Here is a 24,410-nt window from a genome sequence, read left to right on the forward strand (position 1 = left end):
TTAGAAAATAGCCTATATTTGGGAGCTGTTCTTAATTGATGCAGTCTTATTTTGGGTTAGATTGAGATCAGAAAAATCTAAGAGCCTGGAGAGATGTCATGCCACGTTTGAAGAATAAAATATGTGTCGTGACGGGTGCTGCGCGTGGTATCGGGTGGGCTATTGCTGCTGCTTTTCAGCATGAGGGTGCCAAAGTTATTGTGACTGATATAGATGAAGTCACAGGTAAAAAGACAGCGGCTGAAATCGGCGGGCAATTTCAAAAGCTGGATGTCCGCGAAGAAAAAGACTGGCAAAATTTGGCAGAGATAGTGCCTGTTGTCGATGTCGTGGTCAACAACGCCGGAATAACAGGTTTTGAGAATGGAGCTGTTGCCCATGATCCAGAACATGCCACTTTAGAAGATTGGAGAGCTGTCCATCGGGTTAATCTGGATGGATGTTTTCTGGGTTGCCGTTATGCGATTGCGGCGATGAAGAACAAGGGAACGGGATCAATTATCAATATTTCTTCCCGTTCGGGGTTAGTCGGAATTCCCCTAGCCGCCGCTTATGCTTCATCAAAAGCCGCTATTCGTAACCACAGTAAAAGCGTCGCCCTTTATTGCGCCCAGCAAGGCTGGAAAATTCGCTGTAATGCGATTAATCCGGCCGCTATTTTGACTTCGATATGGGAGCCTATGCTGGGGGATGGGGACGACCGCGAAAAGAGAATGCAAGCTCTAGTCGCCGATACGCCTCTAAAACGATTTGGACTGCCAGAAGAGGTGGCGGCTGTTGCGGTTATGCTTGCTTCGGATGAGGCTACTTACATGACTGGGGCTGAATTCAATATTGATGGCGGGTTATTGGCTGGTTCTGCTGCAACTCCGAAATAGCACCAATAAAAAAGCCCGATTTTATCAATCGGGCTTTTTATTGTGGATGGAATCGACGCTTTTATTTTAAGCGGGCGACAGCATCGCTAATGCGTTCAAGCGCTTTTTTCAGTAATTCTGTTGAGGTCGCATAGCTGATTCTGAAAGCGGGTGACAGACCGAAGGCTTCCCCATGGACAACAGCCACTTTGGCTTCGTCAATCAGATAGCTTGAGAAATCCAAGTCTTTTTCAATGACTTTACCTGATGGGGTTTTCTTGCCAATAAGCTCGGAAATGCCCGGATAGACATAGAAGGCACCTTGCGGTTTCGGGCAGGAAATACCTTCAATCGCATTCAGACCATCAACCACCAGATTGCGGCGGCGCGCAAAATCGTCAGACCAGCCTTGCAAGAAATCCTGTGGCCCGTTCAGAGCAGCAACAGCGGCTGCCTGTGAAATTGAGCATGGATTGGAGGTTGATTGTGACTGGAGCTTGGCCATGGCTTTGATAAGTGGGGTGGGGCCACCGGCAAAACCAATACGCCATCCGGTCATAGCATAGGCTTTTGAACAGCCATTCGCGGTCAAAGTGCGATCGAAGAGATCCGGTGCTACTTCGGCGATGGTTGCAAAGCGGAAATTGTCGAAGACGATATGTTCATAAATATCATCTGACAAAATCCAGACATGAGGATGCCGGCGTAAAACTTCGGCGAGGCTTTTGATTTCATCCGCGCTATAGGCGGCACCAGTCGGGTTGCTGGGAGAGTTAAAGATAAACCAGCGCGTTTTTGGCGTAATGGCTTTTTCAAGCTGTTCGGCGGTGATTTTGTAATCTTGGTCAATAGTGGCCTGAATGAAGACTGGCGTCCCACCACAAAAACGCACGATATCAGGATAGCTGACCCAATAAGGGGCAGGGATAATGACTTCATCGCCTTGGTCAATCGTCGCCGTCAGAGCATTGAATAACACATGCTTGCCGCCGGAACCGACGGATATCTGATCTGTCCGATATTCAAGATGGTTGTCGCGGCGGAATTTTCCAACGATGGCTTCTTTTAATTCTGCCGTCCCATCAACATTGGTATAACGGGTTTTCCCATCATGGATGGCTTGGATAGCGGCTTCTTTAATAAATTCGGGGGTTTCGAAATCCGGTTCACCTGCCCCGAGTGTAATAATATCGACCCCTTTTGATTTGAGCTCGATCACTCGACTGGTCACGGCAATGGTCGGGGAAGGCTGGATACGGGAAAGGGCAGCGGAAATGTGAACCATCTTTTTTCCTCTCAGGAAAAGCGGCGGACAGAAAAATATCCGTCTTTTGAAATATAATCCTTGTGTCAGTCAGGTAAGAAAGCAAAATATATCTTTTACTTTACTGGCCATGGCGGCGGTTTTTAGCGAAGTAATTTTGCCTTGACTAGCCCGAACAGGTCATGGCCGATGAGAAATCCGGATTTTAAATCCTGTAGAGATAACAGCGATTCTTTGGCGTTGCCGCTTGATAATAAGCGCTCGCGTAGGAGACCGGGAAGAAGCCCCAATGAGCGCGGTGGCGTTAACAGCCTATCGTTATCCTGAATAAAAATATTGCCTAAGGCTGTTTCTGTCACATGGCCGGATGGATCAATAGCAAGCCAAATATTAGTATTCTTGCCTGAAATATCATTGGCTACCCGTGGTAGCAGCGCATGATAAAGTCTTTCATCATTGGCCGGACAAGATCGTTGAACGGGAAAACATTCAATTATTTTTTCGGGTGCATTTTCTGGTGGAGCAATTTCAACGGCAATTCGGCCATTATAATTGATAACCAACCGAATAAAATGAGGCTTTATCAGAGGAAAACAGGCCATATGAAGCATATTGCGAACAGCATGGCGATTATAAGTGAAGCCCAGTGTTTGAGTTGAATTTTCAAGCCGTGCCAGATGTTCTTCCAGATTGGCGATGCCCCCCAAAGGTTCAAAACGCATTGTTTCTACCAGCGCTTTTGACTCTTTTGCTATCTGGATAGGGTGCGGCTCAATCAATTTTAGCCTTTCTTTTATTGTAGGGGTTTCTTTCATAAAAGTAAGGCCGATTAACTATACCATTCAATAACTTGAAAAGATTGATTGCGTAATAAAATTGCTATTTCGCAAGAATAAGAGAAAAAGGTAACTTCTTATTACTCTTTTAATATATTTATGCCACCAAAGAAATTAAATGAATTTAATCACTTTTGGTGGTGGTTGAGAGAAGCCTGTCCTGAAATAGGCTGAAATCCGCCTTTTTTTGAGCCTATTTGCCCTGCTCCTTTAGGAATTATTCTGCCTCGCTATGCGTTCAGTGATTGCACCGATTGCCAGAGCGTTATAACTAATAGTCTATGACTATTGCTGACATAGCTGATGCGCCTCGCCATTTTCTCTATCGCCCCGGGCTGCTGACCCCGGATGATGCCAAGCGTTTGACATCACAAACACTTCACGGCTGTGATGATGGGGAGCTTTATTTACAATATAGTGTTTCCGAAAGTTTCTCTTTTGATGATGGCCGCCTGAAAAATGCGAGCTATGATAATCAGGCAGGTTTTGGTCTGCGGGGATTATCCGGTGAAGCGACTGCCTTTGCTCATGCAAGCGAGATTTCTGCTGATGCGATCAGGCGGGCAGGGGAAACCTTGCAGTTATTAGACCCTCAAAAGGGTAACCATCCTTCGTCTCCGCTTCATACCAATCGGCATCTTTATACCGAGGCTAATCCGCTCACTTTGAAGCCTTTTGCTGAAAAAGTAGCCTTGTGTCAGAAAATTGATGCAGCCGCGCGCGCCAGAGATCCGCATGTTTGTCAGGTCTCTGTCGGACTGTCGGCTTCATGGAGCGTGATTGAAATTGTCCGTCCTGATGGTTTTGTGGCTCAGGATATCCGGCCTTTGGTGCGGTTGAATATTTCGGTTGTCGTTGAAAAGAACGGACGACGCGAATCCGGATTTTACGGTTTCGGTGGCCGCTATCTTTACGATCCCCTTTTTGAAGAATCGGCATGGCAAAAGGGTATTGATATGGCCTTAGCCTCGGCTTTGGTTAATTTAGAAGCGATACCTGCACCCGCTGGAGAAATGCCCGTTGTTTTAGGCCCGGGATGGCCTGGTGTATTGCTCCATGAAGCTGTCGGTCATGGGTTGGAAGGCGATTTTAACCGGAAGGGTTCTTCTGTTTTCTCTGGCCGGATTGGTGAAAAAGTCGCGTCTGAAGGGGTCACGGTTATTGATGATGGCTCTATCCCGAACCGGCGTGGTTCTTTGAGCATTGATGATGAAGGCACCCCGACTAGTCGCACGGTTCTGATCGAAAACGGTATTCTGAAATCCTATATGCAGGATAGATTGAATGCGCGTTTAATGGGTATGAAACCAACGGGTAACGGACGGCGTGAAAGCTATGTCCATGCCCCGATTCCGAGAATGACGAATACCTTTATGGCGGCTGGACAGGATGACCCTGCCGAAATTATGTCCCGCGTCAAAAAAGGCATTTTTGCCAAGAATTTTGGCGGCGGCCAAGTCGATATTACCAGCGGTAAATTCGTCTTTTCTTGCACTGAAGCCTATATGATTGAAAATGGTCGTATTGCAGCCCCTATTAAAGGGGCGACTTTGATCGGTGACGGCCCGACCGTTCTGAATAAAATTGCCGCAATTGGTAATGATCTGGCTTTGGATGAAGGGGTCGGTATTTGCGGAAAAGGTGGTCAGTCTGTGCCTGCGGGTGTTGGACAGCCTACTTTGTTAGTTGAAGGTTTGACGGTTGGCGGAACGGCCACTGAATAAACTGACTGACTTGTGATAAAGAAAGAAAAGCGGGGCTTTTTAGGCTCCGCTTTTTTTTAAATAAAGAAGACAGAATCCTAAAAATAATTTTTATACTTAAAAAGTTTTTTTGTTTTTAAATGGCTTTTGGGTGAGGTAATTTTTAGATATATCTTTTTTAAATCAGAATAGTTTTTTGAAATAAAAAATCGAAACTGATAGTTTTATAAGCGTATAAAAAGTCGATAGACGGCTTTCTTATAGCGGGGTGTAAAACGGGTATAATAATGTGAGGAGAGGCCCGTAAAAGTGACTATGCCTGATTATACGATAAAAGTGGCCTCTTATAATATTCACAAAGCAATCGGTGCTGATAAACGGCGCGACCCAGAACGGATTTTATCTGTTCTGGATGAAATCGATGCGGATTGTGTCGTCTTGCAAGAAGCCGATCATCGTCTGGGGAAAAGACGCGCTATTCTGCCTTTTGATGCCTTGGCTGCGCATGGTTATAGCTATGTGCCATTATCTTTGCGCTCTTGTAGCCTTGGATGGCATGGTAATGCCCTGCTATTACGCGATTTCGCCAGCTGTGTTGCATATGAGCGAGTCAGACTACCTCGTTTGGAACCCAGAGGCGCGATTATCTGCGATATTAAAATTCGAGGTCGTGTTTGGCGATTGATAGGTTCGCATCTCGATTTATCGGGTCTGTTCCGGCGGCGACAAGTTGCCTTTATTGTTGATAGATTAAGAAATTTGCAGCGCGATTTGCCGACTGTGATTATGGGCGATTTTAATCAATGGCGCAGGCGGGATGGATGTCTGCGATTATTGCCGGATGATTTCTCTGTTTTACCAACTGGTGCCAGTTTTCCTGCCCAGCATCCTTTAGTCGGATTAGATCGTATTATTATAGCCCCCCAAATTAGATATTTGGAATGTGGTGTTCACAATACGCCGCTTGCAAGGCAGGCTTCCGATCATTTGCCTGTTTGGGCGAAATTGGCTTTATCTCCAGATTTTTAAAATTTTTATCAAAAAAATCAGTTTTTATGAATTTTTATGTCATTTTTGCCGCATAAATCCTGTGGAAAATAGCTGACTAAGTAATTTTTATTGTATAGTCTTCTGTGTCTGCGTTAATTTTTTGAAATATAAAAGTTATCTCGGCTTTATTAATTTTCATGACGCCGGCTCGTTCAGAGTCTTGAGGGATATATCGGGGAATGCAGAGATTTTCATTAAAGGCGCCTGTTCTTTTGCGCTCTATGGCTAATTCGATAGGGTTTTGTAAAAAATTAATTGCACTACCCTTGTTATCTTGTGCCGTTCCGGCTCTGGCTGAAACGCCGGCCGCTGTAAATAGCGGGGATACCGCCTGGATGTTGATATCAACAGCGCTTGTGTTGTTGATGATTATCCCGGGCTTGGCATTATTCTATGTCGGCATGGTTCGGGCGAAAAATGCGCTTTCTCTTTTGACCCAGATGTTGTGCATGACCGCTCTTGTCATGGTTTTATGGCCTTTGATTGGATATTCTCTGGCCTTTAGCGGATCATCCCCTTTCTTTGGTAACTTGACCAATGCCTTTTTGAAAAAGGTAACGCCGGACAGCATCAATGGCACGATACCAGAATATGTCTTTGTCTGTTATCAGATGACTTTTGCCGCAATTACGGCAGCTTTGGCTTTGGGCGGTTTTGCGGAAAGAATTAAATTTCGGGCAGTAATGCTTTTCACCCCGCTTTGGCTGGTCTTGGTTTATTTGCCACTCGCCCATATGGTTTGGTCTTCTGACGGTTATTTCTTCAAAATGGGCGTTCTGGATTTCGCCGGCGGGACGGTCGTTCATATCAATGCGGGTATTGCGGCTTTGGTTGGCTGCTTGATGATCGGTAAACGGAGCGGCTATGGCAAAGAACTGATGGCACCCCATTCCATGATGATGACCCTGATCGGAACCGGATTGTTATGGGTTGGTTGGTTTGGCTTTAACGCAGGTTCAGCCTTGGGTGCCAATGCTTCTGCTGGTTTAGCGATGATAAACAGCTTTGTTGCGACGGCAGCAGCCATCCTTGTCTGGATCGCAACCGAGGCTCTCGTTGGTCGTAAGCCGTCGCTGCTGGGGGCTTGTTCCGGTGCTATTGCCGGTTTGGTTGCCATTACCCCTGCCGCCGGTAATGCGGGCCCGATGGGTGCTATCGCTATTGGCGCTTTGGCTTCTTTCGGCTGCTTCTGGATGGTCGTCTATGTCAAACCCAAATTGAAATTTGATGATGCGCTTGATGCTTTTGGTGTTCATGGCGTTGGGGGTATTATCGGTTCCATTGCGACGGGTTTGTTTTGTTCACCATTATTAGGTGGCCCTGGTAAAGCCGATTATATGATTGGGCATCAGCTCTTCTTGCAGATTTTTGCCGTGGTCGTTGCCGTTATTTGGTCAGCTATTGGTTCTGCTATTGCCTTTTACATCGTTGATAAACTGGTTGGTTTGCGCGTTACCAAGGAAGAAGAAGCGATGGGGCTGGATATCAGCGAGCATGACGAGCGGGCTTATAATATGAACTCGCTATAAAGGCTTGGATGCTGGTTTTCTTTTGAAAGACCTCTAGCCGAAAAAAGAATGAAGCCGGATCTAGGAAACTGGATCCGGCTTTTTTTATCGCGCCGGAAAGAGCCTGTACTTCTTTATTGACTTGAAAATCATCGGAGAGGGACTATTTTAACAAAATCCCGATGGCGTTTTTCTTTTCTTTTACAATTCTATGATAATTGAATAATATTTCATTGTCCTTTGTAATAAAGGATAGAAAAATGGATTGGCCTAGTAAATTGTTTCTGTGACATTTGAAATTTTAAACTATATTATCATCTCTTGAGAGACTCTTCACATAGGCGTGCATCCATATTTGCTGGACGTGGATGTTTTGTAATGATTTTGTCCAGCCAACAAACCGGAGAACCGGACAATGGCCGAAAAGGTCAACAATCTTCAGGATTTTTTCCTTAATACCTTGCGCAAGACCCGCACACCGGTGACGATGTTTTTGGTAAAAGGTGTCAAATTACAGGGCGTTATCACCTGGTTTGACAATTTTTCTATTCTGCTGCGGAGAGATGGTCAGTCACAGCTGGTCTATAAACACGCTATTTCTACCATTATTCCGGCGCATCCGCTGGAACAGCTGCGCGAAAGCCGCAGTTTGATGGCTGAACGTAAATCCAGTTTGCTTCAGGATGTCTTTTTATCGGCGATTATGCAGCAGCAAGAACCGGTGACAATGTTTTTGATAAACGGGGTCATGTTGCAAGGTGAAATTGCCGCCTTCGATTTATTCTGCGTCTTGTTAACCCGTAATGACGACGCACAGCTGGTTTATAAACATGCGGTTTCAACAGTGCAGCCTGTGAAATCTGTAGATTTGACAATGACAGAAAGGCGAGACGAGGATTGAGTGGTTTTGTCCGTTCCGAAGCCGATGGCGTTTCACATGGCGCCCGCGTATTGATCGTTCTTCCTGAACTGGAAGATAATAACAAGCGTTCGACCGAAGCCCGATTGGAAGAGGCAACTGGTCTAGCCTGTGCCATCGGGTTGGATGTTGTTTCCAAATTAGCTTTTCATTTGCGCGCCCCAAAAGCCTCGACTTTGTTTGGCCCGGGGCAGGTTGAGCAGATTGTCACCGCAGCAAGAGATGAAGAAGTCGATCTGGTCATTGTCGATGGCCCTTTGACGCCGATTCAGCAGCGCAATCTTGAGACTTCTTTGGATGTAAAAGTCATCGACCGAACCGGTCTTATCCTTGAAATTTTCGGTGCGCGTGCAGCAACTGCTGAAGGGCGTTTGCAGGTCGAGCTCGCCCATTTGGATTATCAAGCGGGGCGTTTGGTTCGGACATGGACCCATTTGGAGCGTCAAAGAGGGGGCTTCGGATTTTTGGGCGGCCCGGGTGAAACCCAAATTGAAGCCGATCGCCGCATGATCCGTGACCGCATGGCAAAATTACGGCGTGATTTGGCACAAGTTACGCGGACACGTGGATTGCATCGGGCAAGACGGAAAAAAGCACCTTGGCCGGTGGTGGCCTTGGTCGGTTATACCAATGCTGGAAAATCGACCCTGTTTAACCGTATGACCGGAGCCGATGTCATGGCCAAGGATTTGCTTTTCGCAACCCTTGATCCAACGATGCGCCAGATTGCTTTACCCGGTATTGATAAGGCTATTTTGTCAGATACGGTGGGTTTTGTTTCCGATTTGCCGACCCAGTTGGTTGCGGCCTTTCGGGCGACCTTGGAAGAAGTTACCGCGGCTGATCTTATTCTGCATGTCCGCGATATCGCCCAAGAAGATAGTGAATCCGAACGCGAAGATGTTGAGCGTGTTTTGGCTGAAATCGGGATTGCGCCTGTCGAAGACGGCGGAGAATTTGCTATTCCGGTTATTGAGGCTTGGAATAAAAGTGATCTTTTATCCGAAGAAGCTCATGAAAGCCTTGCCGCTGAAGCTGCGCGTCGTGATGATGTTGCCTTGATATCAGCATGGACAGGGGAAGGCATCGAAGACTTACGGGAGTTGGTTTCCCAGAGACTTTCAGAAGCCCATCGCCTGCGTCATATTGATATTCCGGTGACGGAAGGTCAGGCTATGGCTTGGCTTTATGCTCATGGCGATGTTGTCAGTGACGTGATGAATGACGAGACCGGAAAAATGGAATTCGACGTCAGAATGTCGGATGAAAATTGGGGACGTTTTATCGAACGCTTCGGTTTCTTGTATCAGGATATGTCTTCTTCTGAAGATGAATCCGAAGACTTGCATCCGTCTTTGTAAGAAGACTATGACCCTTTCTTATGGTTACTGATCCTTGTCCAGAGCTAAGCGGATTATTGCTTTTGGCTTTGCCCAATATAAGGGATGTCGAATTTCAAAAAGCGGTTATCGCTTTATGTGCCTTTAATGAAAAAGGGGCTTTGGGGCTGAATATTGGTCGCATTATTCCCGATGTGACGTTGCATTCTTTGATGCATCAATTGGGTATTCAGCCCGGCCTTGTTCCTGATCGACCTGTTCATGATGGTGGCCCCTGTGAACCCCAGCGTGGGATGGTATTGCATAGTCGCGATTGGCATAGTCCTGATAGCATGATGGTTGGGCAGGATTGGGCTTTGACCTGTACTCTGGACGTGCTTCATGCGCTTAGTCGAGGAGAAGGCCCGCAGCATTGGCTGGTTGCCTTAGGCTATGCTGGCTGGGGCGCTGGTCAACTGGATCAGGAAATGAAACAGGCGGATTGGTTTCTTTCCAAAGTGGATGACCAATTACTCTTTTCTTGTCCGGCAGAAAATCGTTGGCAGCAGGGATATCAACAGGCTGGTGTCGATTTTTATCGTTTGGCGACAAAAATAGGGCAGGCTTGACGATAGATAATGTCTTTCATTCTTTGATATATTTCTTTTGTAGAAGAAAATATTTTTCAAGAATATTACTTTCTAGAAGCTGAAAGAATGATCCCACCGATTGGATGCATGTCTCATTTATCCCGATAAAGGAGAGAATATGGCTGATATCCGCGAACCTGTGCTGTTGACAGCCGCTTTGACTGATTTGCATCCTACCCAGATTTCGGTCGGTATGCGGGAAGTCGAAAATAAACGCGAAAATTGGCGCGAAAAAGAGGATGATAAAAAATCTCTTTATCTTGGTAGCCATTTAATTCCGGTGGTTCTGGGGGATCAGAGTCAGCCTTTTGTTGTTGATCATCACCATCTATGTCGCGCGCTTTTAGAAGAAGGGGTGACTAAAGTTGCCTTATCCGTGATGGCCGATCTTTCTTCTTTGGAAAAAGATCATTTCTGGTTTGTTATGGATAGTCAGCGCTGGATGCATCCTTTCGATGAAAAGGGCATCCGCCGTAGTTATCAGGATATTCCCGATAGTCTGACCGAGATGAAAGATGATCCTTATCGTTCTCTGGCCGGTTCTTTGCGTCGTGCCGGAGGATATGCCAAAGACGTGACACCTTTTAGTGAATTTTTATGGGCAGATTATTTGCGGCGGCAATTTAACGGAGCCGATATTGCACATAATTTCAATGATTTTTTGGAAAAAGCCTTGATTCTTGCTCATGACAAAAAGGCTTCCTATTTGCCCGGATGGTGTGCGCCGCAAGTAAAGCATGTCTAGACATGATATTTCCCTGATCTTGTTTTCTCCAATATCCCTATGTATTTTCAGTAAATTATCTTTTTTTGCCTTTTTTCAGGCTTTATGATGAAAAAGCGATTGAATAACGCTTGCTATCAAGTTCTATAGGGTATTTGGGCAAGGCTTGCCTTATATTGGCTGTTGTTTTCGGGTGAGGATAACCAAGCGTCTGTCCATGCGCGAGGTTCGGGATTATTGTGCATGCGTATCAAAATTGGCGTTTCTGTCGCCAGTAAAATTGGTTTTGCTTCTCATCAGAATGCGGTCCCGTTAATTCACGATTTGGAAATAACCAATCCGACCTCGGAAGATTTTCAGGATTTGACCTTGATCCTGAAAGCGGATTTACCCTTTATTGAAGAAGTCCGTTGGAGAATTCCTCTTTTAAAAAAAGAAGAAAGCTATCAGCTTGCTTTGCAGCCGGTGATTTTAGACGCTGGTTTTCTGCATGATTTAAACGAAAATCTGACAACTCATCTGACTTTCTCGCTTGTCAAAGGCGATACTATTCTGGCCGAAACTGTCTTGCCGGTTGAGCTGCTGTCTTATGACCAATGGGGTGGTTATAAGACGATGTCGGAATTGCTGCCCGCCTTTGCTATGCCGAATGATCCGGTCATTGATTCCGTCTTGAAATCGGCTTCTGATGTTTTGGAAAAAGCTGGAAGATTGGCTTCGATTGAAGGTTACCAGTCACAGTCGCGGGAACGGGTTTGGGAAATAACCTCTGCCATTTGGTCGGCACTTTGCGGCTTGCATCTATCTGAAGCCCCGATGCCTGACCAATATGCTGAAAATGGTCAGAAAATACGGACGCCTGAACGCATTATATCAGGGCAGATCGCCAATAGCCTTGATGCGGCCTTGCTTTTGGCCGCAGTGTTAGAAAAATCCGGATTAAACGCTTTGGTCGTTTTGTTACGAGAGACCGTTTTGGTGGGGGTCTGGTTACAGCCGATTGAATTTGCCTCTCTTATTACCGATGAAGCGGCGGCCTTGAGGCGGCGGGTCGATTTAAAAGATATGCTGTTACTGGATTCTCGGCTTTTATTGCAGCTGATACCCTCTGCTTTGTCTGTTGCCGAGCGAGAGGCTCTGAAAAAAATTGCCGAAGAGCGTGCCGCCGATTTTGTTATGGCGATTGATATCCATCGGGCGCGTTTACAAAAAATCCGGCCTTTAAATAGCTTGTCGGGGAATGGTGAAGCATTTTCGCCATCTGAATGGGAAGCGGCTGAAGCCTTTGAAACTGCGCCGGTATTACCCGCTTTTGATGTTGAAAGGCCGGAAAGTGATGCCATCGCAAAAGATCGGCTAACCAGTTGGCAGCGCAAATTATTGGAATTAACGCCGCGCAATCGGTTGTTAAATTTACCTGCCAAAAGCAAACAGGTGCCTTTGATCTGTTCAGACCCGATGAAGCTAGAAATTGGGTTGAGCGACGGTAAAAAGCTGAAAATCGTAGCGATGCCGGATTTTTCGGCCAATGGGCGCGATAAAGAACTGTATGCCTCACAAAATCAGAGTGATTTGCTTCAAGAAATGGCAGAAGCGGCTATGGCGAAAGGTGAAATTATGTCTTCACTTTCGGCGAATGCTTTGGAAGCGGCTCTGATTGATCTTTACCGGAAAGCCAGAAGCGATATTGACGAGGGCGGGGCGAATACCCTGTTTTTGGCAATCGGTTTTCTGAAATGGAAGCGGCATCCTGAAGAAACGCGGGAATATTACGCGCCTCTGGTGCTGTTACCGGTGACTTTGGAACGGAAAAATGCCCTGTCAGGTCTGGTTCTGGTCAGGCATGAAGATGAAATCCGTTTCAATCTAACACTTCTGGAAATGTTGCGGCATGATTTTAGCCTGACAATACCAGAATTGAATAAGGCTTTGCCAGAGCAAGACGGGCTTGTTGATATTGCAGCGATATGGAATATTATCCGTCACGCTATTCGGGATATTAAAGGTTTCGAGCTAATCCCCGAAGTCAGTTTAAGCACTTTTTCCTTTGTCAAATATTTGATGTGGAAAGATTTAACCGATCGTTCTGATCAGTTAAAAGAAAGTCCTCTTGTTCATTATCTGTTAGACCGGACAAAAGAGAATTTACCTAAAAATAAGCATTTTCCCACTGCTGAAACGCTCGATAAAACCGTTAATCCAGGCGAATTATTTACCCCTTTACCTGCGGATAGCTCTCAATTAGCGGCGATTGTGGCCTCGGCTAAAGGCTGTGATTTTGTTCTGGATGGTCCTCCGGGGACAGGGAAATCCCAGACTATCGCCAATATTATTGCCCATAATCTGGCTTTGGGGCGGCGCGTTTTATTCGTAGCAGAGAAAAAAGCCGCACTCGATGTCGTTCAGCGGCGTTTAAATGCCAATGGATTAGGCGATTTCTGTCTGGAACTTCATTCCAGCAAGGCGACCCGTAGCGAAGTTATTAAACAGCTCAATCGAGCTTGGGCAGCGAGTAAGGATATTCCCGAAGCTGACTGGAAAAGTGAAGCTGAAAAGCTGCGGCAGTTGCGCGACAACCTTAATGAAGTCGTTCATTTGTTGCATCAGCGTCAGCCGAATGGGCTAACGCTCTATCAAGCAATCGGGGTTGTGGTTCGGGATGGTGGCCGTGCGGTGCCTCGTCTGAATTTTTATCATCCGCTGCAACATAGTGAGCAAGACCTTGCTCATTTTCGTGATCTGGCGCAGCGTTTAGGGCTGGCTTGGCAGGAAGTTGAAGATATCCCGCAGGATTTCGATGCAGTAACGGTAAGCGAATGGTCGAATGGTTGGCAGGAATCCATTGTTGCAGCAGCCAAGAAGTTAAAAAATGCTGTTTTAGAAGTGATTGCCGCCAAAGAGGCTATTATTGAGGCTTCTAATTTGCCGATTATGGCCGATAGTCGCGACGGATTGGAGCAATTAAGTCATTTTATCCATTTGTTGGGAAAAGCCTATGGCCGGAATTGTTATCTGGCTTTCTCACCTGAAAAAAATAAAATTATCGAGGCCGCTTATCAGCTTATTTCTATTCTAAAAAGCTATCGCAAAGAGGCTTCCGGTCTGTCTGTCCGCTATGATCGCGATATTCTAAGACGGCTACGCACACATCCACGCCGATTATGGCAGGAGTGGGAAAAAGCTGACCAGCGCTTCTGGTTCTTTTCTGTTTTTGAAAAGAAAAAAATTATCAAGCATTTGGCTAAAGCTGGACGCACCAAAGGCCGGATTGATGCCGCGCATGATTTGCCTCGTCTGGTGATGATGGGGCGATTCTATGAAAAGCTCTATCACTTAAGAAAAACAATGCCTGCCTTGAAATATTTTTCTGGCTGGAAAGGTATTAGCAGCAATCTGACGATGATTGCAGATGAATGCAGCTTTGCCGAAGAATTGGAAGCTGCGGTTACAGCGCAGGCAGCTAACCCCGCCCATTTGATCGAATTACGGCAAGCTGTCAAAAATCTGGTTATGGAGGCGAATGCGCTATTAGACCCTGCTTCGCCTTTAATGATTGCAGCGCGGCGGCTGAAAAGTGCTTTGCAAATATTGGATAGAGCCAAGGATAGTTTTGTTTCTTTGGCTGATTCCGATATGCCCAATGACCCAAAGGCATGGCTGGAATTGGCTGAAACCATTATCAGCTATGAAAACCGTTTGCAGGCTTGGGCGAATTGGCAACGGATTCGGTATGAAGCAGTATCAGCGGGACTAAAACCTTTGGTCGATGCGATCGAAAGTCATGCGATCCCAAGCGATCAGGTGGCTTCTGCCTTTGAAGCCGGTTATGCGCGCTGGTTTGCCAGTAATCTGATTGATGCTGAACCGCGATTGCGGCGTTTCTCTTCGGCTATGCAGATGGCTGATATTGCGGCTTTCCGAAAAGTTGATGACCGTGTGTCTGAATTATCAGTGCAATATATTCGGGCGCAATTAGCTAAAAATATTGCGGTTGATGAAAATAACGGTTTGCCTGCTGGTTATGCCATTTTGAAAAGACAGCTTCAATTAAAGCATCCTATGCCTATCCGGCAGTTGATTAGCGAAATGGGTGATGATTTCGGACGCTTGGCACCTTGTATGCTGATGAGTCCATTATCAGTTGCCCAGTTTTTACCGCCCGATCATGCGTTATTTGATCTGGTTATTTTTGATGAGGCTTCGCAAATCGCGCCTTGGGATGCGATCGGCGCAATGGCGAGAGGAAAGCAGGTTATTGTTGCCGGTGATCCACGTCAGATGCCGCCGACCAGCTTTTTTAATCGTTCGGTGCAAAATGATGATTTGGTGGCTGATACCGAACGCGACATGGAAAGTATTCTTGATGAATGTTTAAGCGCGGGTATCCCGATGCATTCTTTGAATTTCCATTACCGCAGCCGTCATGAAAGCCTGATCGCCTTTTCAAACCATAGTTATTATGATGGCAGTCTGATTACATTTCCAGCTCCAGTCAGGAAAGAAACGGCGGTACATTGGCGGCGAGTGAACGGGGTTTATAGTCGTGGCCGGAATCGCGTGAATGCTATTGAAGCCCAAGCCATGGTGGATGAGGCTGTAGCCCGTTTGACTGATCCCGAATTTAACCGGCAAGGCTGGTCTTTGGGCATTATTACCTTGAATAGCGACCAGCAAAGATTGGTTGAAGATTTGCTGGATAAAGCGCGTCGAGATCATCCTGAAATTGAATCCCATTTCAGCGATTTACTGCCAGAACCTGTTACGGTTCGTAATCTGGAAACGGTACAGGGTATCGAACGCGATTTGGTGATTATCGGGATTGGTTTTGGCCCGACAGAACCCGGTTCACCGACAATGCTGATGTCCTTTGGCCCTCTGTCTGCTGAAGGCGGATGGCGGCGGCTGAATGTCGCCTTGACCCGCGCCAGACAGGAAATGATTTTATTTACCTCCTTTGGCCCTGAAATGATTGATTTAAACCGGACAACTTCACGGGCGGTTATTGATCTGAAACATTTCATCGAATTTGCTGATCGGGGCCCGCAAGCCTTTGCCGAAGCCGTCCATGGGTCTTTGGGTGGATATGATTCACCTTTTGAAGAGGCGGTGGCTGCGGAATTGATGCATCGGGGCTGGCAAGTCGCTTCCCAAATAGGGGTTTCCCGTTTCAGAATTGATTTGGGGGTTGTTCATCCTGATCGCCCCGGTGATTATCTAGCCGGTGTCGAATGTGATGGTGCCACTTATCATAGTGCAGCAACGGCGCGGGATCGGGATAAAGTCAGAGAAGCGATATTGTCCGAACTAGGATGGAAGCTGGTTCGGGTTTGGTCAACCGATTGGTGGGTTGATAAAGAAGGCGCAGCCGAGCATCTTCATAACGCCCTGGTCGCGATTTTAGAAGAAGATCGGCGCAAGAATAAAATGGCTTTGCCTGCAAGCTGATATCAGCAAAGGGAGAAAATCCGACAGCCGCCATGATTTATTTTAACTTATGGATGTAAAAGTCGTTCTCTTTCCTATAGCGCGCGTTTTTATCAATATAGATGCGGCCTTTTAATGAAGGGGGTAATAGCCTCTGGAAAAGACCGATGGAGTGCAAAATGAAATTGACAGAAAAGACTTTTGACCTTTTTCAGGAAGATGGCAGTCTTCTTGAAAAAAATATCCGTTTTCAGGAAGATGGTCGGGTCTTGGGTGTCCAACATTTTGATCGCCAATATTGGTCTGTTGTCGGCACGCAGATTGTTTTGACCAACGAGCATAAAACGCCCTCAATTATTTTTGCTTGCTGTTTGGAGCATAGCGATCTTTTTGCTTTTTTTGGGCAATCAGCAAAGGATGGCAATAATAAAGCCCGTTTTATTCTGTTTGAGACAGGGGCTGCTTCTGTTCCTGCTGTCGCGCCTGCACCTGATTTGACGCCCGCTTTAATGATTTTAGAGCGCAAACTTGATCATATGCGCGATACGATGAATCTGGTTTCGCAGCGTAGCAGTCGCTCTTCTTCTAAAATAAAAGTGTTATTCCTGATTCATAATATGGCGTTGTGGGATAGCTTGCGGGATGTCTATGCGCTTATGGCTGCGCGTGATAATTATGAGGTTATTGTCGCGACTTCGCCTCGTTATTTTCCGGCAACGCAGGATTATCAGGCAGAAGATGAGGTGCATCAGGGTTTAGAACAGCAATCTATTCCCCATATCCGCTTTAAAGATGATTTTGAGTCAGCATTACAGGTTATAAAAGCGATCGCACCGGATGTCATTTTCCGTCAGATGCCTTGGGAAGTGAATACGCCGGAACCTTTCCAGACGCAGCATCTCAATTTTGCTCGCCTGTGCTATGTCCCTTATTATGGCTTGAACATTCTGGAAAAATTGACGGCGGAAGAAAACGAGCAAGATTTTTCTGCTGACCAGTATTTTCATCGTATGTGTTGGCGGATGTATTGCGAGAATGAGCCACTGTATCAGCGCATGAAAGAAAAATCCTTGCGCGGCGGTGATAATATCGTGGTGAGCGGTCATCCCAAGCTTGACCGTCTATGGGAATCCCGCAAAAATCCGGAATGGCCGATCAAATCGGAAGGTGAGAAGAAATTCCGTCTGATATGGGCGCCTCATCACACCATTGGGAATGGTTGGCTTGATTTTGGTATTTTTCCACAGACTTTCGGCGATATGTTGCAATGGGCAGAAGATGCGCAAGATATCGAATTTGTTTTGCGGCCACATCCCTTGCTGTTTAATTCCCTGCTATTTTATAAGCTATTTAATGAGCAGCAGGTCGAGCAATTCAAGAAATTATGGAACCGTTTGCCGAATACCGCTTTGAGTGAAGGTGGGGAGTATGGTCCTTTATTAGCGGCTTCTGATGCAATGATTACCGAGGGAGTCAGCTTCCTTGCTGAATATCAGATATTCCATGATAAACCGTTGATCTTTTTGGATAGCCAACGTCATCGTGGATTTAATGCAGTGGGTGAAAAAATTATGCGTGGCACCTATAATGCAACCACTATTCAGGCGGCACGGGAAATTGTCGATTCTTATCGTCAAAAAGGGAATGATCCCTTGGCCGATATTCGAAAAGAAAATTTTGATATGATGATGCCTTGGCCAGGGAAAGCGGCTGAACGGATTGTGGATGATATTCAGGCAAATATTGCCTTATAAAACCTCAATCCCTGTAATTTTGATTTAATAGGCCGGAGAAGATTATGGCTGTTGCCGTTATTTTGGGAGGCGGGAAAGGCACCCGTTTTGGTGATCCGCTACCCAAGCAATTCAAGGTATTAGGTGGAAAGCCGATCATCCAATATACCTTGGAGGCCTTTTATTCTCATCCGGCGATTGATGAAATTATTGTGACCTATCCGGTTGAATACCGGAAAGAGATTGCAAAGATAACCGCGCCTTTTTCTAAAAAACCGATCCATTTGGTGGCGGGGGGTGCTTCCCGCATGGAAACAACCATGGCGGCTTTGGCTGCGGCGGGTGATCGTCATGTTAAGATTTTATTTCATGATGCGGTTCGCCCTTTTGTTTCCCATGATATCATCAGCGATAGTTTGGTTGCTCTTGATCGGCATCAGGCCGTTGATGTTGTTATTCCAACGGCCGATACTATCGTTTCTTTGAATGAGGCGCAGGATCATTTACTGTCTATCCCCAAACGTAGTCTGCTACGCCGTGGACAAACGCCGCAAGGTTTCTGGGGCGATTCTCTGGCGGCTGCTTATCGGGCGATAGATCCTGAAATTCTTGACCGTTTTTCCGATGATTGCGGTGTATTTCTTTATCAAAATCCTGATGCTGATATCGGTGTGGTCACCGGTGATGATAAAAATATCAAAATTACGACACCGATAGATTTCTTTTTGGCTGAACAAATCCTCTATTCAGGGCAGGCGGCTAGCCGATCAGTGGTTTCCGAGGAAAAAAGCCAGAAGTCCGTGGTTCTTTTTGGCGCTTCATCAGGATTGGGCGCGGCGGCCGCTAAAGCTATGGAAGCCAAAGGCTGGCAAGTCTTTGCCGCTTCGCGTAGCACGGGGGTCGATATTTGTGATCCTGAACAGGTGAATGGTTTTTTTAAGGAAGTAGCCTCTAAAACATCTGAAATTGACGCGGTTGCAGTTTTCTCCGGTGTTTTGAAAACCGGCAAGATTACAGAAATGAGCCGTGAAGAAATCCGTCAAATGATAGATGTCAATTTGATCGGTTCATTAAATGTGGCCTTGGCTTCTTTCCCCTATTTGAAGAAGTCATCTGGTCATTTATTGATGGTTAGCTCCAGTAGTTATTTTCGCGGGCGTGCTAATTCAGCGGTTTATTCATCTTCCAAAGCGGCGGTAGTTAATTTAACGCAAGCGCTTTCTGAAGAATGGGCAGAGGATAATATTGCGGTTTCTTGCATTGCCCCAAGACGTGCCAATACACCGATGCGAAGAAAAGCTTTCCCGCATGAAGATCCAGCGATTTGCCTTGATCCCGATATTGTTAGCCAGCAAGTCGTTGCGATGTTGGAACATTCCCAGACAGGTTTAATCAAACATATTTATTGAATTTTACATCTCGGCTGCCAGAAAATATCTGGCAGCCCTGTAAAAATTTTAAAGACTATTGCAAAATATCGCAGCTTATTTGGGTGCATAGGGATGGGGGTTAAACGGATAGCCGTTTCCAATCCTCTATTCCCAAAAAACGATATGGCTTAGCTCCGACCGAATAATTTTTCGATATCCTTATGACCCAACTTAACCCATGTCGGGCGGCCGTGATTGCATTGGCCACTATGGGGCGTGATTTCCATTTCCCGCAGTAAAGCGTTCATTTCCGCGATCGAAAGTAAACGACCCGCCCTGACTGATCCGTGACAGGCCATGGTTGCAACAATATGGTCAAATTTTTCTTTTAACAGGAGGCTCTGATCATAGGCGGTGATTTCAGCCGCGAGGTCTTTTATCATCGCTTTGACTTCGCAATTGCCAAGCATTGCAGGGGTTGCCCGCACCAAGATGGCTTCATGGCCGAAGCGTTCGGTTTCAAGTCCCATCGCTGCAAATTCATCTTGTCTTTGTTCGAACAGGTCGCAAGAGACTTCATCCATTTCGACAACATCCGGCATCAGTAGCCTTTGACTGGCTACTTGGCCATTTTCCAAGGCACGTCGCATCCGTTCCATAACCAGTCTTTCATGCGCGGCATGCTGATCGACAATGACCAATCCGTCTTTGGATTCCGCTATAATATAAGTGGCAGCGATTTGGCCTCTTGCCAGTCCTAGAGGAAAATCACTCTGTTCCGAACTATCTGTAGAGGTATTCCGTCCCATGGGGGGGATGGGCGATTTTGTGGCGGCACTCCACAAGTCGTCAGCTGTTCTTTGATGTGCTTGTGCCGAAGGGGCTTTGGGGGCTTCTGTTGGGCGGCTTTTAAAAAGAAGACCGGAATCGGAAAGGGCGGATTTTTCTTCGTGAATCGCAGCTGGATTTGTCGAGATAGGTAAATCGCTGCTTTTTCGCCATTTTCCCATGGCTTGAACATCAGCGGGTTGCGCGCTTCTGAAACCGGATAGGTCAAGACTTTCCCGAAGAGCGCCGACAATAAGACTACGCACCGCTTGAGAATCCCTGAAACGCACTTCGCCCTTCGCAGGATGAACATTGATATCGACATCGCTATTAGGCAGTGTCAGAAATAGTGCCAAAACCGGATGGCGGTCTTTTGCCAGTAGGTCATGATAGGCTGCCCGAACTGAACCGATAAGCAAGCGGTCTTTAACAGGGCGGCCATTGACAAACAAATATTGATGATCGGCCAGACCACGGTGAAAAGTCGGTAGGCTAGCTACCCCTTCAAGCTGCATCTGGTCGCGCTGATATTCAACCGTGACGCTATTGTCTTTCAATGTCCGGTCAATCAGAGCGGCGACCCTTCTTTGTCGACTTTCACCGCCATTTAAAGAAAAAATACGTCTGCCATCATGTTCCAGCGAAAAAGCAATATCGGGGCGTGTCATTGCCAGCCGTCTGACGACATCATGGCAGGCCATATATTCGCTTTTGGCGCTGCGCATGAATTTCCGACGGGCTGGAATACGGGCGAAAAGGGAATCAACCTTTATTCTTGTCCCTTTGGGCAGGGGAGCGATGCCTTCCTTCTCGAAATGTCCATTATCGACGATAATTTTCCAGCCACTATCGCTGTCGGCTGTTCGGCTTTCCAATGTCAGGCGGGCAACGCTGGCGATTGAAGGGAGCGCTTCGCCACGAAAACCCAAGGTAGTGACGGCTTCGATGGCATCATTATCAGGGAGTTTCGAAGTCGCATGGCGTTCCAAGGCCAGCCGCATTTCGTCCGCAGGAATACCGATGCCGTTATCAATGACTTCAATCCCGTCTAAGCCGCCTTTTAGCAAGCGAATAAGGATGCGGGTTGATTGGGCATCAATGGCATTTTCAACCAGTTCTTTTAAAGCACTGGCCGGTCTTTCGACAACTTCGCCCGCAGCGATACGATTTATGACGTCTTCTGGCAGACGGCGTATTGACATATTTCTAACCCTGCCCCAAGCGGTTCTCTGGCTTTCCGGTTCAATATTCATATAAAACCGGAAAATGGCTTTTTTTTAACCTTTTAAAGTCATAGTATAGGATGTTCAGGATCGATATAGGGTCGATAAATTAATAGTCCTGATCTATCCCTTTAATATCGGTATATGCGTAATATACCGGTTTCTTTTTGGTCGGGAAAGTTTATAGCTTTTCTGGCTTCTTTCCTAAAGCCCCTTGTTAGCGGACGGATGCTTGAATGTCTCTTTTTACCCGCCTGTTTAAATTTATGTCGCATGACATGGCGATTGACCTCGGCACGGCGAACACCGTCGTTTATCTTCGCGGCCGTGGCATTGTATTGAATGAACCCTCGGTTGTGGCAATCGAAACCCTGAATGGCGTCAAACGGGTGCGCGCCGTCGGGAATGATGCCAAGCTGATGATGGGCAAAACGCCGGATAGTATTCAGGCTATCCGTCCTATGCGTGATGGCGTGATCGCTGATATTGACGTTGCCGAACAGATGATAAAGCATTTTATCCAGAAAGTGCATGGCGGTAAAGCACGGCCTTGGCGTTTTCCTGAAATTGTGGTTTGTGTCCCGTCCGGTTCTACATCGGTTGAAAGACGCGCTATTCGCGATGCGGCTTCTAATGCGGGTGCCAGTCAGGTCTTTCTGATTGACGAACCAATGGCAGCGGCTATCGGGGCTGAAATGCCAGTAACTGAGCCTATCGGTTCGATGGTCGTTGATATTGGCGGCGGCACCACCGAAGTGGCGGTTCTGTCTTTGCGGGGTCTGGCCTATACCACCTCTGTCCGTGTCGGTGGTGACAAAATGGATGAGGCAATCGGTTCCTATGTCCGCCGGAATTTTAACCTTTTGATCGGTGAAGCGACAGCCGAGCGCATCAAAAAGGAAATGGGCACGGCAAGAATGCCAGATGATGGCATCGGGATGACGATCAGCATCAAAGGCCGCGATTTGGTAAACGGGGTGCCAAAAGAAATTCAGATCAATCAGGCGATGATTGCTGAAGCTTTGTCTGAACCTGTGGCCTCTATTGTTGAAGGCGTCCGTCTGGCTTTGGAAAATACGGCACCGGAATTGGCCGCCGATATTGTCGATCAGGGTATTGTCCTGACAGGTGGGGGCGCTTTGTTATCCGGTCTGGATACGGTTTTGCGCGAGGAAACTTCTTTGCCGGTAACGATTGCCGACGATCCTTTAACCTGTGTGGCGATGGGAACCGGACGGGCTTTGGAAGATCCTACCTTTAGAGCTGTTCTGCAAACAGCCTGATTTTTGAGCAGGTAAAGGATCTTTTGAAGCATGGCACCGCCGCGCTCACGTAATTTTGGTTTTTCAAGGCGGGCGCAACTAGGCTTATTTGCAAGTTATGTCGTGGCTGTCGGAGGGATTGTTGTGGCCTTGGTCATGTTGATCTTGGCCAATCTCTATCCCGCCAGTTACAATAGCGTCATTGGTTTTATCACTGATTGCACCAGCCCGTGGCCGCGTTTAGGCCACGGGGTTGTCACCCTGTTAGATAATAGCCGGGATAATGTTGCGGGCTATATCAAGGCGGGTAGTGAAAATATCCGTTTGAAAAAAGAATTGGAGCATCGGCAATCTGACCTTGTGCAATTACAGCTTTTGAAGGCGGATAATGGCAAGCTGAAACGCTTGTTAAATCTGGTCGATCATACGCCAGAAAAAATAGCTGTCGGGCATATCATCGGTTCCCCCTTGGCAACGAGTAATCGTCGGACGGCGATTATTGATATTGGTTCTTCCTCAGGGGTCACAAGTGGTATGCCTGTTTTGGCTGCTGAGGGTTTGGTTGGGCGTGTTTTAGCGACGGGGCATTTTTCGGCGCGCATTCTGTTGCTGATTGATCCTTCCAATACTTTACCCGTCAAAATTGCCCGTTCCGGTGTGGCTGCCTTGGCCGCGGGGCGGGGTGATGGCCCTTTGGATGTCCGGCCATTGATTGCAGGGCAATCACCTTTCCAAAAAGGTGATCTTTTGGTGACTTCCGGCACTGGAGGAATCTATCCACCTGATATTCCCGTCGCTTTTGTTACGGCTTTGAATAATGACGGTGCGGTTGCTTTGCCCGTCGTTAATCCGGCTTCGGTGGATTATATTATGGTTGAAAAAATATTTGAGCCTGATGCCCCGCCGGAACCTTCCCTTGCGGATAAAATGCCTTCTCAAAAATTGTCCCGCAAGAAAGCGGCCAAAAATAATCCAACGGCGAGAGCTGTCACCCAACCTTTGGCAGGGCAGGCCGCCGATAACCCTGTGAACAGCAACAGCGCATCACCGGTATCCAATAAATCCCGATGAAAGGAAAGCGGTTATGGCTTTGACACCAGTGACGCCTCCTGCGGTAAAGCCTATTATTGCCAAAGATCAGGATTTGGGATTTTTGCCAATAAAAGCCAAGATTACCCCGATTATTATGGTTTTGTTGGCAAGCCTTTTGGAGACCGAGCCTTTTGTCGGGGTATTATCCTTCTGGCCTTCTTTAGGATTTTTAACGGCTTTGGGATGGCGATTGTTACGCCCTGAATTATGGCAAGCATGGATGGGGCTGCCTTTGGGCATGGCTAATGATATTATCAATGGTCAGCCGCCAGCGACTTCTATGATTACATGGACGGCTTGCTTTCTTATGATGGATATTGTCGATAATCGGTTGGTATGGCGGAATTATTGGCAGGACTGGATTTTGGCAGCGGTGGCTGTTTTTTCTTCTAGCTTGCTGGCTTTATGTATGTCTTGCGGTTTTAAAGGGCATTTCGCTATCGCGCTTGTGGCCGATATGCCAAGGATTCTCGTCTCTATCTTGCTGTTTCCGGTGGTTGAATTTTTTTGTTCACTTGTGGATCGCTGGCGGTTAGCTTTATAAAATAAGACTAAAATAGTCATCATTGAAAGCAGGACAGCTATTAGGCCGGCTTGTTTTTTGTAGGATTATCCATATTTTCTGCACGCGCCCTCTTTCTATTGCGT

General features: G+C 46.7%; 17 protein-coding genes. 14 read left to right on the forward strand and 3 right to left on the reverse strand.

Annotated features, from left to right (window positions below; translation table 11 throughout):
- The first annotated feature begins 98 nt into the window (after nt 1-98).
- Nucleotides 99-878 (forward strand): SDR family oxidoreductase, encoded by a 780-nt coding sequence (locus tag ZMOB_RS04580; protein ID WP_014500765.1) that lies wholly within the window; start codon nt 99-101, stop codon nt 876-878.
- A 61-nt stretch (nt 879-939) separates the two neighbouring features.
- On the opposite strand, the gene ZMOB_RS04585 is transcribed toward ZMOB_RS04580, so the two are convergent.
- Entirely contained in the window at nt 940-2,142 is a 1,203-nt protein-coding gene (locus ZMOB_RS04585) for a pyridoxal phosphate-dependent aminotransferase (protein WP_011240265.1), read from the reverse strand.
- Between the two features lie 122 nt (nt 2,143-2,264).
- On the reverse strand, nt 2,265-2,936 hold the full coding sequence (locus tag ZMOB_RS04590; protein WP_014500766.1) for an aminotransferase class IV: 672 nt from the start codon (nt 2,934-2,936) through the stop codon (nt 2,265-2,267).
- 302 nt (nt 2,937-3,238) lie between these two features.
- Here ZMOB_RS04590 and tldD point away from each other — a divergent pair, with 302 nt between their 5' ends.
- The 10 genes from tldD (at nt 3,239) to ZMOB_RS04640 (ending at nt 19,396) form a co-directional block, all read left to right on the forward strand.
- A complete protein-coding gene (gene tldD / locus ZMOB_RS04595) occupies nt 3,239-4,681 on the forward strand; it encodes a metalloprotease TldD (RefSeq protein ID WP_012817374.1) in 1,443 nt (480 codons plus the stop codon).
- Between the two features lie 288 nt (nt 4,682-4,969).
- A complete protein-coding gene (locus tag ZMOB_RS04600) occupies nt 4,970-5,689 on the forward strand; it encodes an endonuclease/exonuclease/phosphatase family protein (RefSeq protein WP_011240268.1) in 720 nt (239 codons plus the stop codon).
- Nucleotides 5,690-5,889: 200 nt separating this feature from the next.
- A complete protein-coding gene (locus ZMOB_RS04605; RefSeq protein WP_012817373.1) occupies nt 5,890-7,239 on the forward strand; it encodes an ammonium transporter in 1,350 nt (449 codons plus the stop codon).
- Nucleotides 7,240-7,633: 394 nt separating this feature from the next.
- Nucleotides 7,634-8,119 carry an RNA chaperone Hfq gene (hfq, locus tag ZMOB_RS04610; protein WP_011240270.1) on the forward strand — a complete coding sequence of 162 codons (486 nt, stop codon included), beginning with the start codon at nt 7,634-7,636 and terminating at the stop codon, nt 8,117-8,119.
- Nucleotides 8,116-9,498, forward strand: coding sequence for a GTPase HflX (hflX, locus tag ZMOB_RS04615; RefSeq protein ID WP_012817372.1), 1,383 nt, complete (start codon nt 8,116-8,118; stop codon nt 9,496-9,498). The genes hfq and hflX overlap by 4 nt, the downstream gene beginning before the upstream one ends.
- A 20-nt stretch (nt 9,499-9,518) precedes the next feature.
- The gene (locus tag ZMOB_RS04620) at nt 9,519-10,085 is read left to right on the forward strand and encodes a YqgE/AlgH family protein (RefSeq protein WP_014500767.1); all 567 of its coding nucleotides are present in this window, start codon (nt 9,519-9,521) and stop codon (nt 10,083-10,085) included.
- A gap of 139 nt (nt 10,086-10,224) precedes the next feature.
- Nucleotides 10,225-10,851: a ParB-like protein gene (locus tag ZMOB_RS04625; RefSeq protein WP_011240273.1), complete on the forward strand. Its 627-nt coding sequence runs from the start codon at nt 10,225-10,227 to the stop codon at nt 10,849-10,851.
- 222 nt (nt 10,852-11,073) lie between these two features.
- Nucleotides 11,074-16,275, forward strand: a complete 5,202-nt coding sequence (proA, locus tag ZMOB_RS04630) for an anti-phage protein ProA (protein WP_014500768.1) — start codon at nt 11,074-11,076, stop codon at nt 16,273-16,275.
- 158 nt (nt 16,276-16,433) lie between these two features.
- Nucleotides 16,434-18,008 (forward strand): hypothetical protein, encoded by a 1,575-nt coding sequence (locus ZMOB_RS04635; RefSeq protein WP_014500769.1) that lies wholly within the window; start codon nt 16,434-16,436, stop codon nt 18,006-18,008.
- A gap of 44 nt (nt 18,009-18,052) precedes the next feature.
- Nucleotides 18,053-19,396, forward strand: coding sequence for a bifunctional cytidylyltransferase/SDR family oxidoreductase (locus ZMOB_RS04640; protein WP_014500770.1), 1,344 nt, complete (start codon nt 18,053-18,055; stop codon nt 19,394-19,396).
- A 149-nt stretch (nt 19,397-19,545) separates the two neighbouring features.
- On the opposite strand, the gene mutL is transcribed toward ZMOB_RS04640, so the two are convergent.
- A complete protein-coding gene (gene mutL / locus ZMOB_RS04645; RefSeq protein ID WP_014500771.1) occupies nt 19,546-21,387 on the reverse strand; it encodes a DNA mismatch repair endonuclease MutL in 1,842 nt (613 codons plus the stop codon).
- Nucleotides 21,388-21,644: 257 nt separating this feature from the next.
- Between mutL and ZMOB_RS04650 the strand changes: the two genes are divergently transcribed.
- From ZMOB_RS04650 to ZMOB_RS04660, 3 genes are read left to right on the forward strand one after another with little or no spacing between them, the layout of a single operon-like run.
- Entirely contained in the window at nt 21,645-22,691 is a 1,047-nt protein-coding gene (locus ZMOB_RS04650; protein WP_011240278.1) for a rod shape-determining protein, read from the forward strand.
- Nucleotides 22,692-22,721: 30 nt separating this feature from the next.
- Nucleotides 22,722-23,741 carry a rod shape-determining protein MreC gene (gene mreC / locus ZMOB_RS04655; RefSeq protein WP_014500772.1) on the forward strand — a complete coding sequence of 340 codons (1,020 nt, stop codon included), beginning with the start codon at nt 22,722-22,724 and terminating at the stop codon, nt 23,739-23,741.
- A gap of 13 nt (nt 23,742-23,754) precedes the next feature.
- Entirely contained in the window at nt 23,755-24,306 is a 552-nt protein-coding gene (locus ZMOB_RS04660; RefSeq protein ID WP_014500773.1) for a hypothetical protein, read from the forward strand.
- Nucleotides 24,307-24,410 lie beyond the last annotated feature (104 nt).

The sequence above is a fragment of the Zymomonas mobilis subsp. mobilis ATCC 10988 genome, from assembly GCF_000175255.2.
In the GTDB taxonomy this organism is placed as follows: Bacteria; Pseudomonadota; Alphaproteobacteria; order Sphingomonadales; family Sphingomonadaceae; genus Zymomonas; species Zymomonas mobilis.